The sequence below is a fragment of the Herbihabitans rhizosphaerae genome (genome assembly GCF_004216555.1).
In the GTDB taxonomy this organism is placed as follows: Bacteria; Actinomycetota; Actinomycetes; order Mycobacteriales; family Pseudonocardiaceae; genus Herbihabitans; species Herbihabitans rhizosphaerae.
On sequence record NZ_SGWQ01000011.1, the window covers coordinates 103,643 to 117,518 of the forward strand.

Annotated in this window: 15 protein-coding genes and 1 pseudogene; 7 read left to right on the forward strand and 9 right to left on the reverse strand. The window is 67.3% G+C overall.

Features of this window, described 5'->3' with window-relative positions:
* Position 1: 1 nt before the first annotated feature.
* Positions 2-118 carry a hypothetical protein gene (locus tag EV193_RS26580; protein WP_423202227.1) on the forward strand — a complete coding sequence of 39 codons (117 nt, stop codon included), beginning with the start codon at positions 2-4 and terminating at the stop codon, positions 116-118.
* On the opposite strand, the gene EV193_RS26585 is transcribed toward EV193_RS26580, so the two are convergent.
* From EV193_RS26585 to EV193_RS26600, 4 genes are all read right to left on the reverse strand, one after another.
* Positions 84-863 carry an ESX secretion-associated protein EspG gene (locus tag EV193_RS26585; protein ID WP_130347662.1) on the reverse strand — a complete coding sequence of 260 codons (780 nt, stop codon included), beginning with the start codon at positions 861-863 and terminating at the stop codon, positions 84-86. The genes EV193_RS26580 and EV193_RS26585 overlap by 35 nt on opposite strands.
* The gene (locus tag EV193_RS26590) at positions 863-2,272 is read right to left on the reverse strand and encodes a hypothetical protein (protein ID WP_130347663.1); all 1,410 of its coding nucleotides are present in this window, start codon (positions 2,270-2,272) and stop codon (positions 863-865) included. The genes EV193_RS26585 and EV193_RS26590 overlap by 1 nt, the downstream gene beginning before the upstream one ends.
* A gap of 118 nt (positions 2,273-2,390) precedes the next feature.
* Positions 2,391-2,984 carry a DUF3558 family protein gene (locus tag EV193_RS26595; RefSeq protein ID WP_130347664.1) on the reverse strand — a complete coding sequence of 198 codons (594 nt, stop codon included), beginning with the start codon at positions 2,982-2,984 and terminating at the stop codon, positions 2,391-2,393.
* The gene (locus EV193_RS26600; protein ID WP_130347665.1) at positions 2,984-3,409 is read right to left on the reverse strand and encodes a hypothetical protein; all 426 of its coding nucleotides are present in this window, start codon (positions 3,407-3,409) and stop codon (positions 2,984-2,986) included. The genes EV193_RS26595 and EV193_RS26600 overlap by 1 nt, the downstream gene beginning before the upstream one ends.
* Positions 3,410-3,761: 352 nt before the next feature.
* Here EV193_RS26600 and EV193_RS26605 point away from each other — a divergent pair, with 352 nt between their 5' ends.
* A complete protein-coding gene (locus tag EV193_RS26605; RefSeq protein ID WP_130347666.1) occupies positions 3,762-4,454 on the forward strand; it encodes a hypothetical protein in 693 nt (230 codons plus the stop codon).
* On the forward strand, positions 4,393-4,968 hold the full coding sequence (locus EV193_RS26610; protein WP_130347667.1) for a hypothetical protein: 576 nt from the start codon (positions 4,393-4,395) through the stop codon (positions 4,966-4,968). The genes EV193_RS26605 and EV193_RS26610 overlap by 62 nt, the downstream gene beginning before the upstream one ends.
* Before the next feature lie 25 nt (positions 4,969-4,993).
* Here the strand turns inward: EV193_RS26610 and EV193_RS34890 are convergent.
* Positions 4,994-5,864 (reverse strand): annotated as a pseudogene (locus EV193_RS34890) (sigma-70 family RNA polymerase sigma factor).
* 99 nt (positions 5,865-5,963) lie between these two features.
* On the opposite strand from EV193_RS34890, the gene EV193_RS26620 reads away from it, so the two are divergent.
* On the forward strand, positions 5,964-6,383 hold the full coding sequence (locus EV193_RS26620; RefSeq protein ID WP_242613692.1) for a DoxX family protein: 420 nt from the start codon (positions 5,964-5,966) through the stop codon (positions 6,381-6,383).
* 460 nt (positions 6,384-6,843) lie between these two features.
* On the opposite strand, the gene rfbA is transcribed toward EV193_RS26620, so the two are convergent.
* From rfbA to EV193_RS26635, 3 genes are read right to left on the reverse strand one after another with little or no spacing between them, the layout of a single operon-like run.
* Complete coding sequence (rfbA, locus tag EV193_RS26625; RefSeq protein ID WP_130347668.1) at positions 6,844-7,734, reverse strand: glucose-1-phosphate thymidylyltransferase RfbA; 891 nt, start codon at positions 7,732-7,734, stop codon at positions 6,844-6,846.
* Positions 7,735-7,736: 2 nt separating this feature from the next.
* On the reverse strand, positions 7,737-8,867 hold the full coding sequence (locus EV193_RS26630; protein WP_130347669.1) for a DegT/DnrJ/EryC1/StrS family aminotransferase: 1,131 nt from the start codon (positions 8,865-8,867) through the stop codon (positions 7,737-7,739).
* A 29-nt stretch (positions 8,868-8,896) separates the two neighbouring features.
* Positions 8,897-9,523, reverse strand: coding sequence for a dTDP-4-dehydrorhamnose 3,5-epimerase family protein (locus EV193_RS26635; RefSeq protein ID WP_130347670.1), 627 nt, complete (start codon positions 9,521-9,523; stop codon positions 8,897-8,899).
* Between the two features lie 256 nt (positions 9,524-9,779).
* Here EV193_RS26635 and EV193_RS26640 point away from each other — a divergent pair, with 256 nt between their 5' ends.
* Positions 9,780-10,679: a proline iminopeptidase-family hydrolase gene (locus EV193_RS26640; RefSeq protein WP_130347671.1), complete on the forward strand. Its 900-nt coding sequence runs from the start codon at positions 9,780-9,782 to the stop codon at positions 10,677-10,679.
* 21 nt (positions 10,680-10,700) lie between these two features.
* Positions 10,701-11,648: an ACP S-malonyltransferase gene (locus EV193_RS26645; protein ID WP_207222814.1), complete on the forward strand. Its 948-nt coding sequence runs from the start codon at positions 10,701-10,703 to the stop codon at positions 11,646-11,648.
* Positions 11,649-11,741: 93 nt separating this feature from the next.
* Here the strand turns inward: EV193_RS26645 and EV193_RS26650 are convergent, their stop codons facing one another.
* Entirely contained in the window at positions 11,742-11,990 is a 249-nt protein-coding gene (locus EV193_RS26650; protein ID WP_130347672.1) for an acyl carrier protein, read from the reverse strand.
* Positions 11,991-12,241: 251 nt separating this feature from the next.
* Between EV193_RS26650 and EV193_RS26655 the strand changes: the two genes are divergently transcribed.
* The gene (locus EV193_RS26655) at positions 12,242-13,789 is read left to right on the forward strand and encodes an AMP-binding protein (protein WP_130347673.1); all 1,548 of its coding nucleotides are present in this window, start codon (positions 12,242-12,244) and stop codon (positions 13,787-13,789) included.
* Positions 13,790-13,876: the final 87 nt, after the last annotated feature.

Below are 13,876 nucleotides of genomic sequence, written 5' to 3' on the forward strand. Positions count from 1 at the left end.
GGTGGCCTTCGCACCGTTGGCCGTTGGGCTGCGGGACTCGAAGAACGCCTCTGCCGGGCAGCTCGCCGTTGGCCGGCGAGGGTTCAGCGGCCTGGTCCGCTGGGCTGAACGGCCGTGATCAGCTTGTCGAGCTGCTGACACAGCCGCGCGCTGTCCGCGGGGCTGGTGGTCTCGGTCGCCGGGGTGGCGTCGGTGGCGGGTTGGTGTTGCACGAGGTAGCACCCGCTCTCGGTGTCCAGCCAGGACAGCGGCGGTGCGGCGGTCTCCCGTCCGAGGCGATCCCGTGCGAGCACCAGGAATCCGCCCGAGCCGAGAAGCGGGGTGTCGAACAGGTGGCGCAGCGCGCGGCGTTCCCGATCGCCGCTTCCGCGCACGGGCTTGCTGAACGTGCGCGCGGAGTTGTCGTCTTCGACCCGCTTCGGTTCCTCGTGCCGCACGGTGATCGACTGGCCAGGTCCGGCGTGACGGTCTCCGATCAGCCCGATCGCTTGGCGCGCAAGGGATTCCGGGCGGATCTCGCGGAGCCACAGCACCTGGTCCAGCTTCTGGGCGTGCACACCGAACCGTCCCGCCGTGGCCAGTCTCGACAAGATCGGCTCGCCGTCGATCTCGCCGAACACCACGACGGCGATCTCGAACTCGGCGAGCATCCGCACCGACTGTTCGACCTCGCCGGTCAACCGTCCATTGTGGACAAGTCGGCGACGGGTCAGGTCGGCCCAGACGGATTCGGCGATCCGTGCGCGATCCTCCAGGAGATGGCCGACCGAAGGGATCTCGAACGGAAACTGCCGAATGTCCACACCGAGGTGTTCGCCGAGAATGTCAACCGCCGCAAGGGAAAGTTGAAACTCGGCGGGCATCAGTCCTCGCCGATGGTGGACGGCGGCAGCGCCGGATAGTCCTCGCCGTGCCAGGTCATGTCCGGGTCCGGATCGACAAGCCACGTCGGCCGATCGTGCTCGTCATCGTCGTCGCCGGGCCGGCCAGCGCCCCCGCCGAGCGGCATGCCCATGCCTCCGGCGCCGCCGCGTCCCGCTCCAGCCGCACCGCCCGCACGTCCGGTGGCGTGTGGCTCGCCCGGCATCCCGCCGGGCACCGCGCCGGCGCGCGGTCCCATCCCCGCACCTCGTTCGCCCGTGCCACCGCTGCCGAGCGGGCCGAACGCACCACGCCCGCCGCCCGCGCCACGACGTGACTCCTCGCCGCCTCCGACGCCGGGACCGAATGGGCTCAATGGCGCCCCGCCGAGCCCGATGTTCTGCCCGCCACCCGGACCGCTTGTCGGCTGCTGTCCAGGGGTGTTGACCGGACCGTGCCCAGGGCCGCGCGTCGGATCGTGCCACCCTGGGTGCGTCGTGCCCGAGTCGCCGACCACCGGCGGGCGAGCCGTGCCGTCGGTCGGTGTCGGATTCGGGGACCCGCCTGGCGGCACGGCGCCGGGCGTCCCGATGCCGGGCACGCCCGACGTGCCCGTCCCGTTGCCACCAGTTCGCGGTGTGGAACCGCCCCCAGGTCGGCCGCCGCCGATGATCGGCGTCCCAGTGCCTTCGCGCTGGCCGTCCCCGACACCACCTGGCGGAACCGAGCCGCCCGTCGGTGCCATGGTCGGCGGTGGCGCCATCGTCGGGTAGGTCGCCGTTTTCGTCTGCCCGTCGAAACTGGTCGCGACGTCGGCTGCTCGCAGGTGTGCTTGCTTGGCCTCGTTGAACAGCTTCATCTGCTCGGCGAAAACCGTGTTCCGCTGCTCGGGAGGCGCCGCCTGAATCTTCGCGTTCGCCTGCTGCACGTTGAAATTGGTCGGCGGTGGCATTTTAGTGCGCGCGCCGTTCAACGCCTCCGATTGTTCTCGCATGCTCGTGCCGGTCACATAAGCGCCCGAGCCCGACTGTCCGACCCAGTTCGCCACGCCGGTGGCGAAGTCGCCGGCCTGGGTCGCGGCCTGTCCTTTCCAGTGCACCTGGCCGCCCTCGACAGAGGACCCGATGGTGCGCTGATACCGAATCAAATTCTGGCCCGCCCTGACCCACGCGTCGCCCATCTCGCGAACACTCGCCGGATCGCCGCCCTGCACCATGTCCCACAATTCCTGGTGCGAATGCGCGGGATAGTTCGCGCCGGGTGCGGTCACCGGCCGCAACGCCTGCCCCTGCAGGTACTCCGCCTTCTTCGCGGACAAGCCCTGGGTCTGCAGGTGCGACACGGACGTGCCCTGCTCCCGGGCTTCCTGCTGATAGGCTTTCTTGTCGCCCTTTTTCTGACTGTCGGACAAACCATTGCCAGTCGCGTCCGGCGGCGGATTCACATAACGAATCCCCGGCCGTCCACCTGACATACCAGGCATCATCGCCAAACCCCTCCCCAGAAACTTCATTCGCTACCGTGGCCTTTCACGGCAGCTTCGCCTCAACGATTCTCGCCATCTTGTATGCGATTTCACACCCGCGTTCCAACTCCGTCGACAACGTCACGGTTCCAACATCCACGCGCGATGTCTCGGAGGTGGCGATAACGATGTCGCATATGGCCTTGGCTGGCAGTCGCCGCTCGACCGCCTGGTGACGTCCGATGGTGATTGGCGTCGGCTTGTCCGCAGGATCGATGTCGCCGATCCCCACGATGTCAAAGATGGCAACACTGCCTTGGCCGTAGCGGGGCGGTGGCATCCGGAATTCGTTGCATGCCCTGGCATGTCCGACGTTCTTGCGCCGCCCAGGCTCGACGAAACCCAATTGGGTGCCTTCGGCGGCGGTGAATAGGGTGCATGGGTCGGTGTTTACCAGCGGACCGCGTGGGCGTTCGATGGTCGATGTCGACAGGGGTGGGGGTGGTGCTGGTTCGCCGGGCAGGGTCGGGACGGGCTCCGATGTTGGTGGTGGCGCGGCTTGTGGCTCGGGGGATGAGCACCCGGCAACGCTGATGATCGTGATGGCGATCAGAGTGGCCCATTGCCGAACGCTCGGGCGCACGTGCTGGGTTGGCATCAGTGTGGTCCTGCTTTCCGGACCTGCATTACGCCGTTTTCGTCCATGAGCGTGTAGTTCTTCATCGCGATGCCGATGGCTTCGCGGTACGCGGCCATCACCTCGTTCAACTGGCCAAGGCGCGTTTGGAGTTCTATGCCAGCCTGCTGAGCAGCATCGGCAGACGCCTTCGCGCCATAGGTGCCTCCCAGGCGCGGCTTGTCGGTCAGTTGCTGGGTCTCGCGCACGAGTGCCAGGTTCTCGTTGATGATGTCGTCGCAGGCGCGTTGCATGATGCGGCCGCCTTCGTCGTTGACGCCGAAGCCGCCGGAGTCAGCGGAGCGCTTGAACTCGCCGACCTGGTGGCGAAACGTGTCAAGCTCCTGTTGCGTCGGCACGCCCTGAGGCATCGGCGGCACACCCGCCGGCGGTGGTGCTCCGTCCATCCGTCCCTCCCCGTTCCCTGCGAGACCTCGCAGAGCGGGTGGTGGATACGATGCGGTCGGTTGCTCGCCCCAGACGCAGTTCCCCCACCCAACCCGCAGCGTCACGTAAGCAGGCAAGCACCGTGCGTGTCAACCGTGCTGCGGTGATCGCCACCCATTCGGCAGACGCCTGCGGCCCCGCACTGTCACGGCCCGTTGTTCGACCGGGCACGCTGTGCAACCCTGCCTCGGGTTGGGGTTCTTCCAGGGGGAACGATGAGCCATCCGTTTGACCCGGACGAGTTGCCCGGGCGATTCGACGCCGCTTCCGGACCAACTTCGGCCGGTCGAGCGTTCACGCCGGTCTCGGCGGTTGACCGAGCCGAAGGCTGAACAAGCGATCCCGGACATCGCGGACGCCATCATGTCCAACGCGGACTACATCAGCCTGTCTCACTGGATCCTGTGGGGCGTCAAGCAGGTATGCGGCTGCAATCCTGCGGAATGGATCGCGAAACAGGTCACCGGTGATTGGGAGCGTGTCGCCAAAGCCGGCGATGCCCTCGTCAAGCTCGCCGACTTTAACGAAGCCTACGCGAACAACATCACGATCGCGTCGGACGCGATGCTCAAGCAGTGGGACGGAAACGCGGCCGACGCCGCGAATCGCTACTTCGACAACCTCGCAACGACCCTAGTTAGACAGAAGTCAGCCCTCAAGCAAACAGCTGCGGAGTTTCGCAACCTCGCCTATAGCGTGTGGGGCCTCGCCAAGACCATCACTGGACTTCTGGAGGACCTTGCCGATTGGATCGGAGTGTGGGTGTGCACGAAACTCGCAGAACTGGTGCCCAACCCGTTCACGAAGATATTCAGCGCCGCCGCTGCGGCATTCGCGTTGGCCAAAGCGGAAGCCGCCTGGGCGAAGATCGTGGCAGCCGAGAAGAGAATGCTGAACATGGTGCACGGCGGGTGCGGCACGATCGCCGGGTGCCTCGGCGCGATTGGCGCCGTCAAGGAACACAGGCTGCCTGGCACGTACGACCATCCCGGAGCGTCGGCATGAACCCGAAGAGAAGCCACTGCTCAACATCACCAAGGACGATCCGGCGCTTGACCGTTACCTGCGAGACGCCCTCAAGGCGGTTCACGGCAACAGTAAGAACGGCGAATTCCGCAAACTCACCGACGATGTCCTCTCGGGCCGCGCCAGTCTGCGAGACGCTTTCCGATCGCCGGCCTTCGCGCGGGAAACCCACGCCGCCGGCGCGCAGGCCGCCCGTCAACTCGAAGAAATGGATCCCGCTGAACGTGCTCGCCTGGCAAAGCTCGGTGAGCAGCAGTTGGCCGAGGAACGCGACCGTCTCGCAGCTGAACAACCCGTGGAACAAGCGCCCGGCGAACGCGGTGACGAGCCAGACGAGCTTCCGACGAACTGGCTCAAGCGCGGCCTCGGTGCATCGACAACCCAACCGGAGGACCCGCCGACGCGCCCACGCCAGCGGCCGGCACCGCAACCGTCAGACGAGGACGAAGATCTATCACTGCGCCAGACCTGGCGCAGGAAGCCGACGAAGTAGGGCAATCGTCCACTGTGGACGGTGATCAGGGCGCGAGGGTGAGGTCGAACTCGTCGAGGCTGCTCGGCTCGCCGATCGCGTCGATGACGCTGACAAGGTTGTCGGTGATGGTCAGCCGGAGCACGACTCGCAGCCGGCCGCGTGGTGCGATGGCCACGCCGAGCGCGCCGTCCACCAGGATCGGCCGTGCGAACTGGGCCAGCGCGATGTTCGTGCGCGTCTCGTCGGCGACCTCCCGCGCGCCGCGCAGCACGGCCGCCTGACCGCGCCGCAGCGCCACCTGGTCGGCCCGCCGCACCACGTCCGGCGCGAGCAGTGTGAGCAGCCGCTCGATGTCACCTTCCCGGGAGGCGGCCAGGAACGCCTCCACGATCTCCCGCCGCCGCGTGAGATCGACCGGCGGCTGGACGGGCGCGCCGTGCACCCGCTGCCGCGCCCGGCTGGCCAGTTTCTTCGCCGCGACCGGGTGACCGGTCCACCACGTCGACGATCTCCGCGAACGGCACGGCGAACAGGTCGTGCAGCACGAACGCCACCCGTTCGGCCGGCCCGAGCCGGTCGAGCACCACGAGCAGGGCCAGGCCCACCGACTCGATCAGCTCCGCCTCGTCCTCGGGCCGCCGGCCGCGGTCGGGCAGCACGGTCTCCATAACGGCCATGTCGGCCGGCTCCTCGCGGCGGCGCGTGCGAGCCCGCAGCAGGTCAAGGCACACCCGGCTGACGATCGTGGTGAGCCAACCCGGCACGTTGACCACCGCGTTCACGTCCGCGCCCGCCGCCCGCAGCCACGCCTCCTGGACCGCGTCCTCGGCCTCGGCCGCCCGACCGAGCATCCGGAACGCGACCGCGCGCAGGTGCCCCCTGGTCTCCTCGAAGACCTCGGTCAGCTCGTCCATCGGTCACCTTTCGCGATCGCCGGTCGTCAGGGCGGTCGAACCGGACGATTCCAGGGAGGCACGCATGTCAGCATCGATGATCTACCACCAGGTCGGCGGGTGAGCGCCGTGTTCACCGCGTACGCCATCGTGACCGGGTTCACCGCCGCGGCCAACGCCAGCGCGGCGACCGCCGACTTCGACCGCCCGCAATGGTTGCTCGCAAACGGTGACAAAGCCGGCATTCCACGCACCTGGCTGCCCTGGCTGGGGCTACTGAAGCTCGCCGGGGCGGTCGGTCTGCTCGTGGGCATCGCGGTGCCGTGGATCGGTATCGCGGCCGGCGTCGGGCTGGTGCTCTACTTCATCGGCGCGATCGGCGCGATCGGCGCGCTGCTGCGGGGGGCGGTGCTATGCGCAATTGCCGTTCCCCACGGTGTATCTGGCCCTCGCGACGGCCGCGCTGGCGTTGCGGCTGGCGGTCCCGTGAGCCACGGAACCGTTGCCTCCCAACCACTCGCGCCGAGGGGGTGGTTCTGACCAGCGAGGACCGGCCCATCTGGGGAGCATCGGGCCGCTGATCGGAGTAACAACTCGTAGCCGACTAGATACGAGTGCTCGCGATATGCCAGACTATGCGCGAGGACGCTGCGAATCCCCCAACGCGCGTCCGATCGCGCCCCGGCCGGCTCCCCCCAGGCATGGCCGGGGCGCCCCCATATCCACAGCCGGTAACCGTCCACAGTGGACGCCTCGCCGTCCCGCCAACGCGCGAGTCCCGCGCTCAGACACCCCGAGTCCCGCGCCCTGCACCGTGCAGAGCGCGGGACTCACCGGTGCACAGCGCGGGACTCGCGGAAACGACAAAAGCCCGCCGCGGTGGAGTGGCGGCCCGGGGAAAGCCCGCCACCCCACCGCGGCGGGGTTGTGTTGACGCCAGACGCCTACCGGGCGGGGGAGACCCGATCTCCTCGCCTGACGTCAACCAGCGACCCGCGTGCTACGCCGCCACAGCGGCGTCGGCCAGCTCGCGGGCGATGGCCATCACGTACTTGCCGTAGCTCGACTTCGCCAGCCGCGCGCCGAGGTTGTAGCACTCCTCGGCGGTGATGAAGCCCTTGCGCAGTGCCACTTCCTCCAGACACGCGACCCGCACGCCCTGCCGGTCCTCGAGCGTCTGCACGTAGTGCCCGGCCTCCAGCAGCGACTTCGGCGTCCCGGTGTCCAGCCAGGCGAACCCGCGGCCCAGGTCGACCAGCCGCGCCTTCTCCCGCCGCAGGTACTCCAGGTTCACGTCGGTGATCTCCAGCTCGCCGCGCGCCGACGGCTTCAGGTTCTTGGAGATCTCCACGACATCGTTGTCATAGAAGTAGAGCCCGGTGAGCGCACGGTTGGAGCGCGGGTGCTTCGGCTTCTCCTCGATGGAGATCAGCTTGCCGTTCGCGTCCGTCTCGCCGACGCCGTACCGCTCGGGGTCGTTCACGGGATAGCCGAACAGCACGCAGCCGTCGACGTTCGCCGCGTTCTCCTCGAGCACGTCGGAGAACGACGGCCCGTGGAAGATGTTGTCCCCGAGTACCAGCGCCGCGTCGTCGTCGCCGATGTGCTCCGCGCCGATGATGAACGCCTCGGCGAGCCCGTTGGGCGCGTACTGCATCGCGTAGTCCAGCGTGATGCCGTACTGCGAGCCGTCACCGAGGAGCTTGCGGAACTGCGGCAGGTCCTGCGGTGTGGAGATGATCAGGATCTCCCGCACGTCGGCCAGCATCAGCACCGACAGCGGGTAGTAGATCATCGGCTTGTCGCTGACCGGCAGCAGCTGCTTGGACACCGCGAGGGTGATCGGGTGCAGCCGCGTCCCCGAACCGCCGGCGAGAATGATCCCCTTCATCGTTACCAGCCCGCCTTGATCGTGTCGACGATGTGCTGACGGTCCTCTTCGGACACCCACGAGCCGACCGGCACGCAGGCGATCCGGTCCGCCACCCGGTCCAGCCCCGGCAGCAGCGCGTCGAACTTGCGCACCACCGTGTGGATGTCGTTGCGCTGGTGCACGTTGCTGACCATGACCCCGGCGTCGGTGAGCTTGCGGTCGAAGTCCGCGCGCCGCTCCACCTTCATCGGGTAGATCCAGAACGACGACTCCCGGTCCTCGGCGCGCTCGGTCAGCTCGACGCCGTCGAACCCGGCAAGCTCCGCGTCGTAGAACGCCGCGTTGTCCCGGTGCTTCTTCAACACGTCGTCGATGATCTCCATGTTGGCCAGACCGATCGACGCGTTGATGTCGTTCATGTGGAACTTGTAGCCGAACTCGGCGATGTCCGGCGGGTTGCGCAGGCGGTCCTTGACCTCGCGGTCGATGCCGAACCAGCGCAGCAGCTTGGCCCGCTTGTACTGCGCCTCGTTCGGCAGCACCAGCGCGCCACCGTCACCCGAGGTTAGGTGCTTGATCGCCTGGAAGCTGAACACGGTGATGTTGCCGTGGCTGCCGATCGGCTTGCCCTGGAACGAGGCGCCCCACGCGTGCGCGGAGTCCTCGATCACCGTCGGGCGGAAGCCGAACTTCGCCTCGGCGCCGTCCAGGATCTCGCCCAGCCGGGCCAGGTCGACCGGGTAGCCGGCGAAGTGCACGATCATGATCGCCCGGGTGGCCGGGGTGATCTTGCGCGCCAGGTCGTCCAGGTCCACGTTCAGCGTGGCCTCGTCGATGTCCACCCACTTGATCTTCAGCCCGTTGGCCAGGATCGCCCAGTTGGTGGCCTCCATGGTCAGCGGCGTGGACAGCACCTCGCCCTCGACGCCGTCCGGCAACTCGGGCAGCGTGCTGGCGGCCAGCCGCACCCCCAACTGCAGAGCCGCCGTCGCGCTGTTCACGGTCGCGACGTACGGGTTATCGATCCGCTCTGCGATCTTGCGTTCGAACTCTTCGACCTTCGCACCCTGGCCGATCTGGCCGCTGGCCAGCACGTCGCCGACCGCGGCCGGTGCGCCGGGCGACATCGGCACCTTGAACAACGGGATCATCGTGTCCGCACTCCTTGAGATGTCAGGCGTCAGGCGACGCGCTCGCGCTCTGCGTTGTGTCCGGCGCGCAGGTCCTCGTAGAGCCGCACGCATTCGGCGTAGGTCGGCAGCAGGCCCTGCTTCTCGGCCTCGGCCAGCGTGGGGGCGGCCTTGTCCTTGTCGGACAGCACCAGCTCGTGGCCGGTCGGCCAGGGCAGGTCCAGCGCGGGGTCGAGCGGGTGCACCTGGATCGCGCCGCCCGGGCTGTAGGTGCTGGAGCACAGGTAGACGGCGGTGGCCTCGTCGGCGAGCGGGGAGAACCCGTGCGAGAGCCCCTCGGCCAGGTACAGCGCGTGCCGGTTGTCCGCGGACAGCTCGACCGCGACGTGCTCGCCGTAGGTGGGGGAGCCGATCCGCGTGTCCACCACGATGTCGATCAGCGCGCCGCGCTGGCAGGTCATGTAGCGCGCCTGGCCGGGCAGTGCCACCGCGTGCAGACCGCGGACCGTGCCGCGCCGCGAGGACGAGCAGTTGACCTGCGCGACGGTCATCGGGTGGCCGATGGCCTCGGTGAACGCCGGCTGGCTGAACGTCTCGAGGAACAGACCGCGGTCGTCCGGAAAGATCTTGGGCTTGACAAGGTAGGCACCGTCGATGCCGAGTGGTTCGATGTGCATGGTCCCCGCACTACCTCTCTAGGAATATTTGAGTTCACGGCTCGCTGTTCCCGAGGTGAAACGTCCCATCGCGCGAGTAGGGCAACAACCCCTATCCGCCCCTTGCGTCCCCGATACACCGAAATTCGTCGCAGGCCAATAGCCTCGGCAATTCGACAAGGGGGCGCACAGGGGCGCTCTAGGGGTAATCGGCACCGCGCTCATCCTTTAGCGTGAAAAGCGATCACGCGAGTTCCCATGAATGGTGGGTTGACACATGAGCGTCGCGCCGAGCGCCAAGGGCACCGCGCCCTTCGGCGAGCACGAGACCTGGTACCGGGTCACCGGTGACCTGCGCGGTGGCAAGCCGCCACTGGTGGTGGCGCACGGCGGGCCGGGCAGCACACACGACTACCTGCTCTCGCTCGCGGAGCTTGCCGAGCAGGGCTGGCCGGTCGTGCACTACGACCAGCTCGGCAACGGTGGCTCGACGCACCTGCCGAAGGCGCCGGCCGAGTTCTGGACGCCGGAGCTGTTCGTCGACGAGCTGCGGAACCTGTTGCGGCACCTGGAGATCGAGGACAGCCACATTCTGTTCGGGCAGTCCTGGGGCGGGCTGCTGACCGCGAAGTACGCCGCCGGGCGCCCGGCCGGCCTGCGCGGGCTGGTGATCGCCAACTCGCCGGCCAGCTACCCGCTGTGGCTGGCCGAGATGAAGGTGCTCCGCGAGGCACTGCCGGACGGCGTGAACGACACACTGCTGCGCCACGAGGCCGAGGGGACCACCGAGACGCAGGAGTACTTCGACGCGATGCGGGTCTTCTACGACCGGCACGTGTGCCGGGTGCTGCCGTGGCCGCGCGACTATCTCGCGTCGTTCATGGAGATCAACAACGATCCGACCGTCTATCACGCGATGAACGGGCCGAGCGAGTTCCACGTGATCGGATCACTGCGCGACTGGGGTGTCGTGGACTGCGTCGAGAACATCTCGGTACCGACGCTGGTGATCTCCGGGCGGCACGACGAGGCGACGCCGGTGACCGTCCGGCCGTACCACGACCTCATTCCGGACGTGCGCTGGGAAATCTTCGAGGAGTCCAGTCACGTCCCGCATCTCGAAGAGCCGGAGAGATTCAAGGAGGTTCTCACCGGTTTTCTCTCCACATTGAGTTGATTCGCAAAAGGGGTAGTGGGCATGAAAACGGAGTCGCGGACCCGCACGGCGATGGTGTTCCCGGGTATGGGTCCGTCCTCGTTCGCCGACGTCGGTAAGTTCATGTTGATCAACCCACACGCGAGAAAGCTGGTGGCCGTCGCCGACGACGTGCTCGGCTACTCGCTCGTGGACAAGTTTCGCGACACGGAAGGCGACTATTCCGAGTACGCCCAGGTGGCGTTCCTGGTGAACTGCCTCGCGCTCGCGGAGTGGGCGGAGAAGACGCTGGACGTGGTGTCCGAGATCGTCGCCGGACCCAGTTTCGGCGAGAAGGCGGCCACCGCGTACTCGGGTTCGCTCCCGGTGGAGGACGTCATTCTCCTGACCGCGCAGCTCGCGCGTTACCTGGACGACTACTTCGCCGTCGAGCACACCGACATCGTCACGCATTCCTTCGTGCGTGTCGGCGAGGAGAGACTGGCCGACATCAAGGGCGAGCTGACCGATCTGGACGAATGGCACGAGATCTCGTGCTACGTGGACGACGACTTTTACATGCTCACGCTTCGCGAGCACAACCTGGAATGGTTGAAGAAGCGTCTTCGCGCGATCGGGGGCCTTTCGCTCTACACGATGCGGCCGCCGATGCACTGCGGGATCTTCGAGCCGCTGCGCACGAAGGTGGCCGAGGAGCTGTTCACGAACCTGGAGTTCGCCGACCCGCGGATACCGGTCGTGAAGGACCAGGACGGCTCCGAGATCACCACCGGCGCCGGCGTCCGGGAGATGCTGCTCGACGGGTTCGTGCGCCCGACACGCTGGACCGACATCGTCGCGACGCTGAAGGCGCGCGGGATCGAGCGGGTCTGCGTCGCCGGCGCGGACAGCCTGTTCAGCAGGGTCGGCCTCACCAGGAAGAACTTCGACGTGCTCGCGGTGAACCCGCGCATGGCCATGCAACCGCGGCGCCGCGCCGCGGTCGCCTGACCGCACCGGAATCCACGGAAAAACGGCCATGTCCTCCCTCATCGCGATCGCGACTCAGGAGGACATGGCCGTTCGGCATTCCCCGTCGAATGGTCACACGGCCGACGGAATGAGGTCGGCCAGCTGCTTCCACAGCACACCGGGCGACTCGAAGGTCTCGATGCTCAGCGCGTCGTCGGTGAATCGCACGTCGTACGTGCCCTCGAGCGCCGCGAGCAGCTCGACCATGCCGAGCGAGTCAAGGCCGAAATCACGCAGCGGCGTTCCCTCGGTCAGCTGCTCGTCGGCAGGAAGAAACGGAAGGTACTGGCGCAGAAGTTCCTCGAACTGCTGGTCCCACATGGTTACTCCGATCAGTCTGGTCCACGACAAGATTGAACTGTGGACAGTGATGACAATGGTCGGGTACCGCCGCGCGATCAGCCCGACTCGGCTACAAGGTTCAGCCTATCACCAAATACGTCGCCGAGGGCCGCCTTGTGGTGCGAGAAATACAATTCTTCGACCGGCTCGAACGATTCTTGAGAATCGCGTCGAGCAATACAGTCCTGCCATTTCGGGTGCATTAGCGGTTCTATTTTCAGGAGGAGAAGATGGCTGAGACAGCCGATCACGCGTTGTACGGCCGCTTCCTGCGCGGCCTGGCCGCCGCGCCGAACGGCGAGGCGATTCGGCTCGCCACGGACGTGTACAGCTACACCGAACTGCACGAGCTGGCGTCCACCTGGGCCGGCGCGTTGCTGAACGGGCCGGCCGGGAAACCGAAGGCCGTCGGCGTGCTCGCCGGCAAGTCGATCGAGGCCTACGCCGGCATCCTGGCCGGGCTGTACGCGGGAATCACCGTGGTGCCGCTGCAGCCGGAGTTCCCGCCGGCGCGTACCCGGCAGATCGTGGACGCGGCGGGTGTGGACGCGATGATCGTGGACGAGAAGGGGCACTCCCTGCTGCCCGCGATTTTCGAGGGCCACCCCGGTGTGCCGGTGCTGGCGCCGAACGTGCGCGCGCCCGGCCTGCTGACCGCGTCGCCGGCCGGTGCGCTGACCGAGCCGGTGCCGGTCGAGGCGTCCGACGTGGCCTATGTGCTGTTTACTTCCGGCTCCACCGGCCGGCCGAAGGGTGTGCCGGTCACGCACGCCAACACCCACCATTACTTCGGCCTGCTCGACGAGCGCTACGACTTCACGCCGGACGACGTGTTCTCCCAGACGTTCGACCTGAACTTCGACTGCGGCTGGTTCGACCTGTTCTGCGCGTGGGGAACCGGCGCCAACCTGACCGTGGTGCCGCCGAGGGCCTACCGCGACCTGCCGGCGTTCATCGCCGAGCGCGGGCTGACCGTGTGGTTCTCCACGCCGAGCGCGATCGCGCTGATCCGAAAGATGGGCGGGCTGACCCCGGGATCGATGCCCGGCCTGCGCTGGAGCTTCTTCGCCGGTGAGGCGCTCACCCTGGCCGACGCCGACGACTGGCAGGTCGCCGCGGACTCCTCCACGCTGGAAAACCTTTACGGCCCAACGGAGTTGACCATCACGGTGACCGGTCACCGGTTCGACCGCGAACTGTCGCCGCAGCTCGGCGTGAACGGCGGCGTCCCGATCGGCACCGTCCACAGTGGACACGACCATCTGCTGATCGACACCGACGAGAACCCGGTCGAGGGCGACGAGGGCGAACTGTGCATCTCCGGCCCGCAGATGGCCACCGGCTACCTGGACCCGGCAGACGACGAGGGCCGATTCCTCAAGCACGGCGGGCAACTCTGGTACCGCACCGGCGACCGGGTGCGCCGCCTGGCCGACGGGCAGTACGTGTACCTGGGACGGCTGGACGCGCAGGTGCAGGTGCAGGGCTGGCGGGTGGAGCTGGCCGAGATCGACCACGCGGTGCGCTCCTGCGACGGCGTGCTGGACGCGGTGACCGTCGCCGCGGACACCGGCGATGGGCTGGAGCTGTTCGTGTTCTACACCGGAACCGAACGCGCGCCGGTCGAGCTGAACCGTGAGCTGCGCGTCACACTGCCGTCCGGAATGGTGCCGAAGCATTACCGGCACGTAGACGAATTCCCGCTGAACTCGAATCGAAAAACCGACCGGAAGGAATTGTCCGCACGGGCGTCCTCGCTGGTCACGGCGGGTCGCTAAGTGTGCTGCGTCCTAGGGGCGGCTAGGGGTATAGGTCGCCAGCAGACCTCGCATAACGTGAAACACAGCCATCGTGAATCGCTTGAA

Bases quoted from the DNA above. Each gene is read 5' to 3' on its own strand.
- EV193_RS26585 (WP_130347662.1), bottom strand. From the start codon at position 863: ATGCCCGCCGAGTTTCAACTTTCCCTTGCGGCGGTTGACATTCTCGGC.
- EV193_RS26595 (WP_130347664.1), bottom strand. From the start codon at position 2,984: ATGCCAACCCAGCACGTGCGCCCGAGCGTTCGGCAATGGGCCACTCTG.
- EV193_RS26600 (WP_130347665.1), bottom strand. From the start codon at position 3,409: ATGGACGGAGCACCACCGCCGGCGGGTGTGCCGCCGATGCCTCAGGGC.
- rfbA (WP_130347668.1), bottom strand. From the start codon at position 7,734: ATGAAGGGGATCATTCTCGCCGGCGGTTCGGGGACGCGGCTGCACCCG.
- EV193_RS26630 (WP_130347669.1), bottom strand. From the start codon at position 8,867: ATGATCCCGTTGTTCAAGGTGCCGATGTCGCCCGGCGCACCGGCCGCG.
- EV193_RS26635 (WP_130347670.1), bottom strand. From the start codon at position 9,523: ATGCACATCGAACCACTCGGCATCGACGGTGCCTACCTTGTCAAGCCC.
- EV193_RS26640 (WP_130347671.1), top strand. From the start codon at position 9,780: ATGAGCGTCGCGCCGAGCGCCAAGGGCACCGCGCCCTTCGGCGAGCAC.
- EV193_RS26645 (WP_207222814.1), top strand. From the start codon at position 10,701: ATGAAAACGGAGTCGCGGACCCGCACGGCGATGGTGTTCCCGGGTATG.
- EV193_RS26650 (WP_130347672.1), bottom strand. From the start codon at position 11,990: ATGTGGGACCAGCAGTTCGAGGAACTTCTGCGCCAGTACCTTCCGTTT.
- EV193_RS26655 (WP_130347673.1), top strand. From the start codon at position 12,242: ATGGCTGAGACAGCCGATCACGCGTTGTACGGCCGCTTCCTGCGCGGC.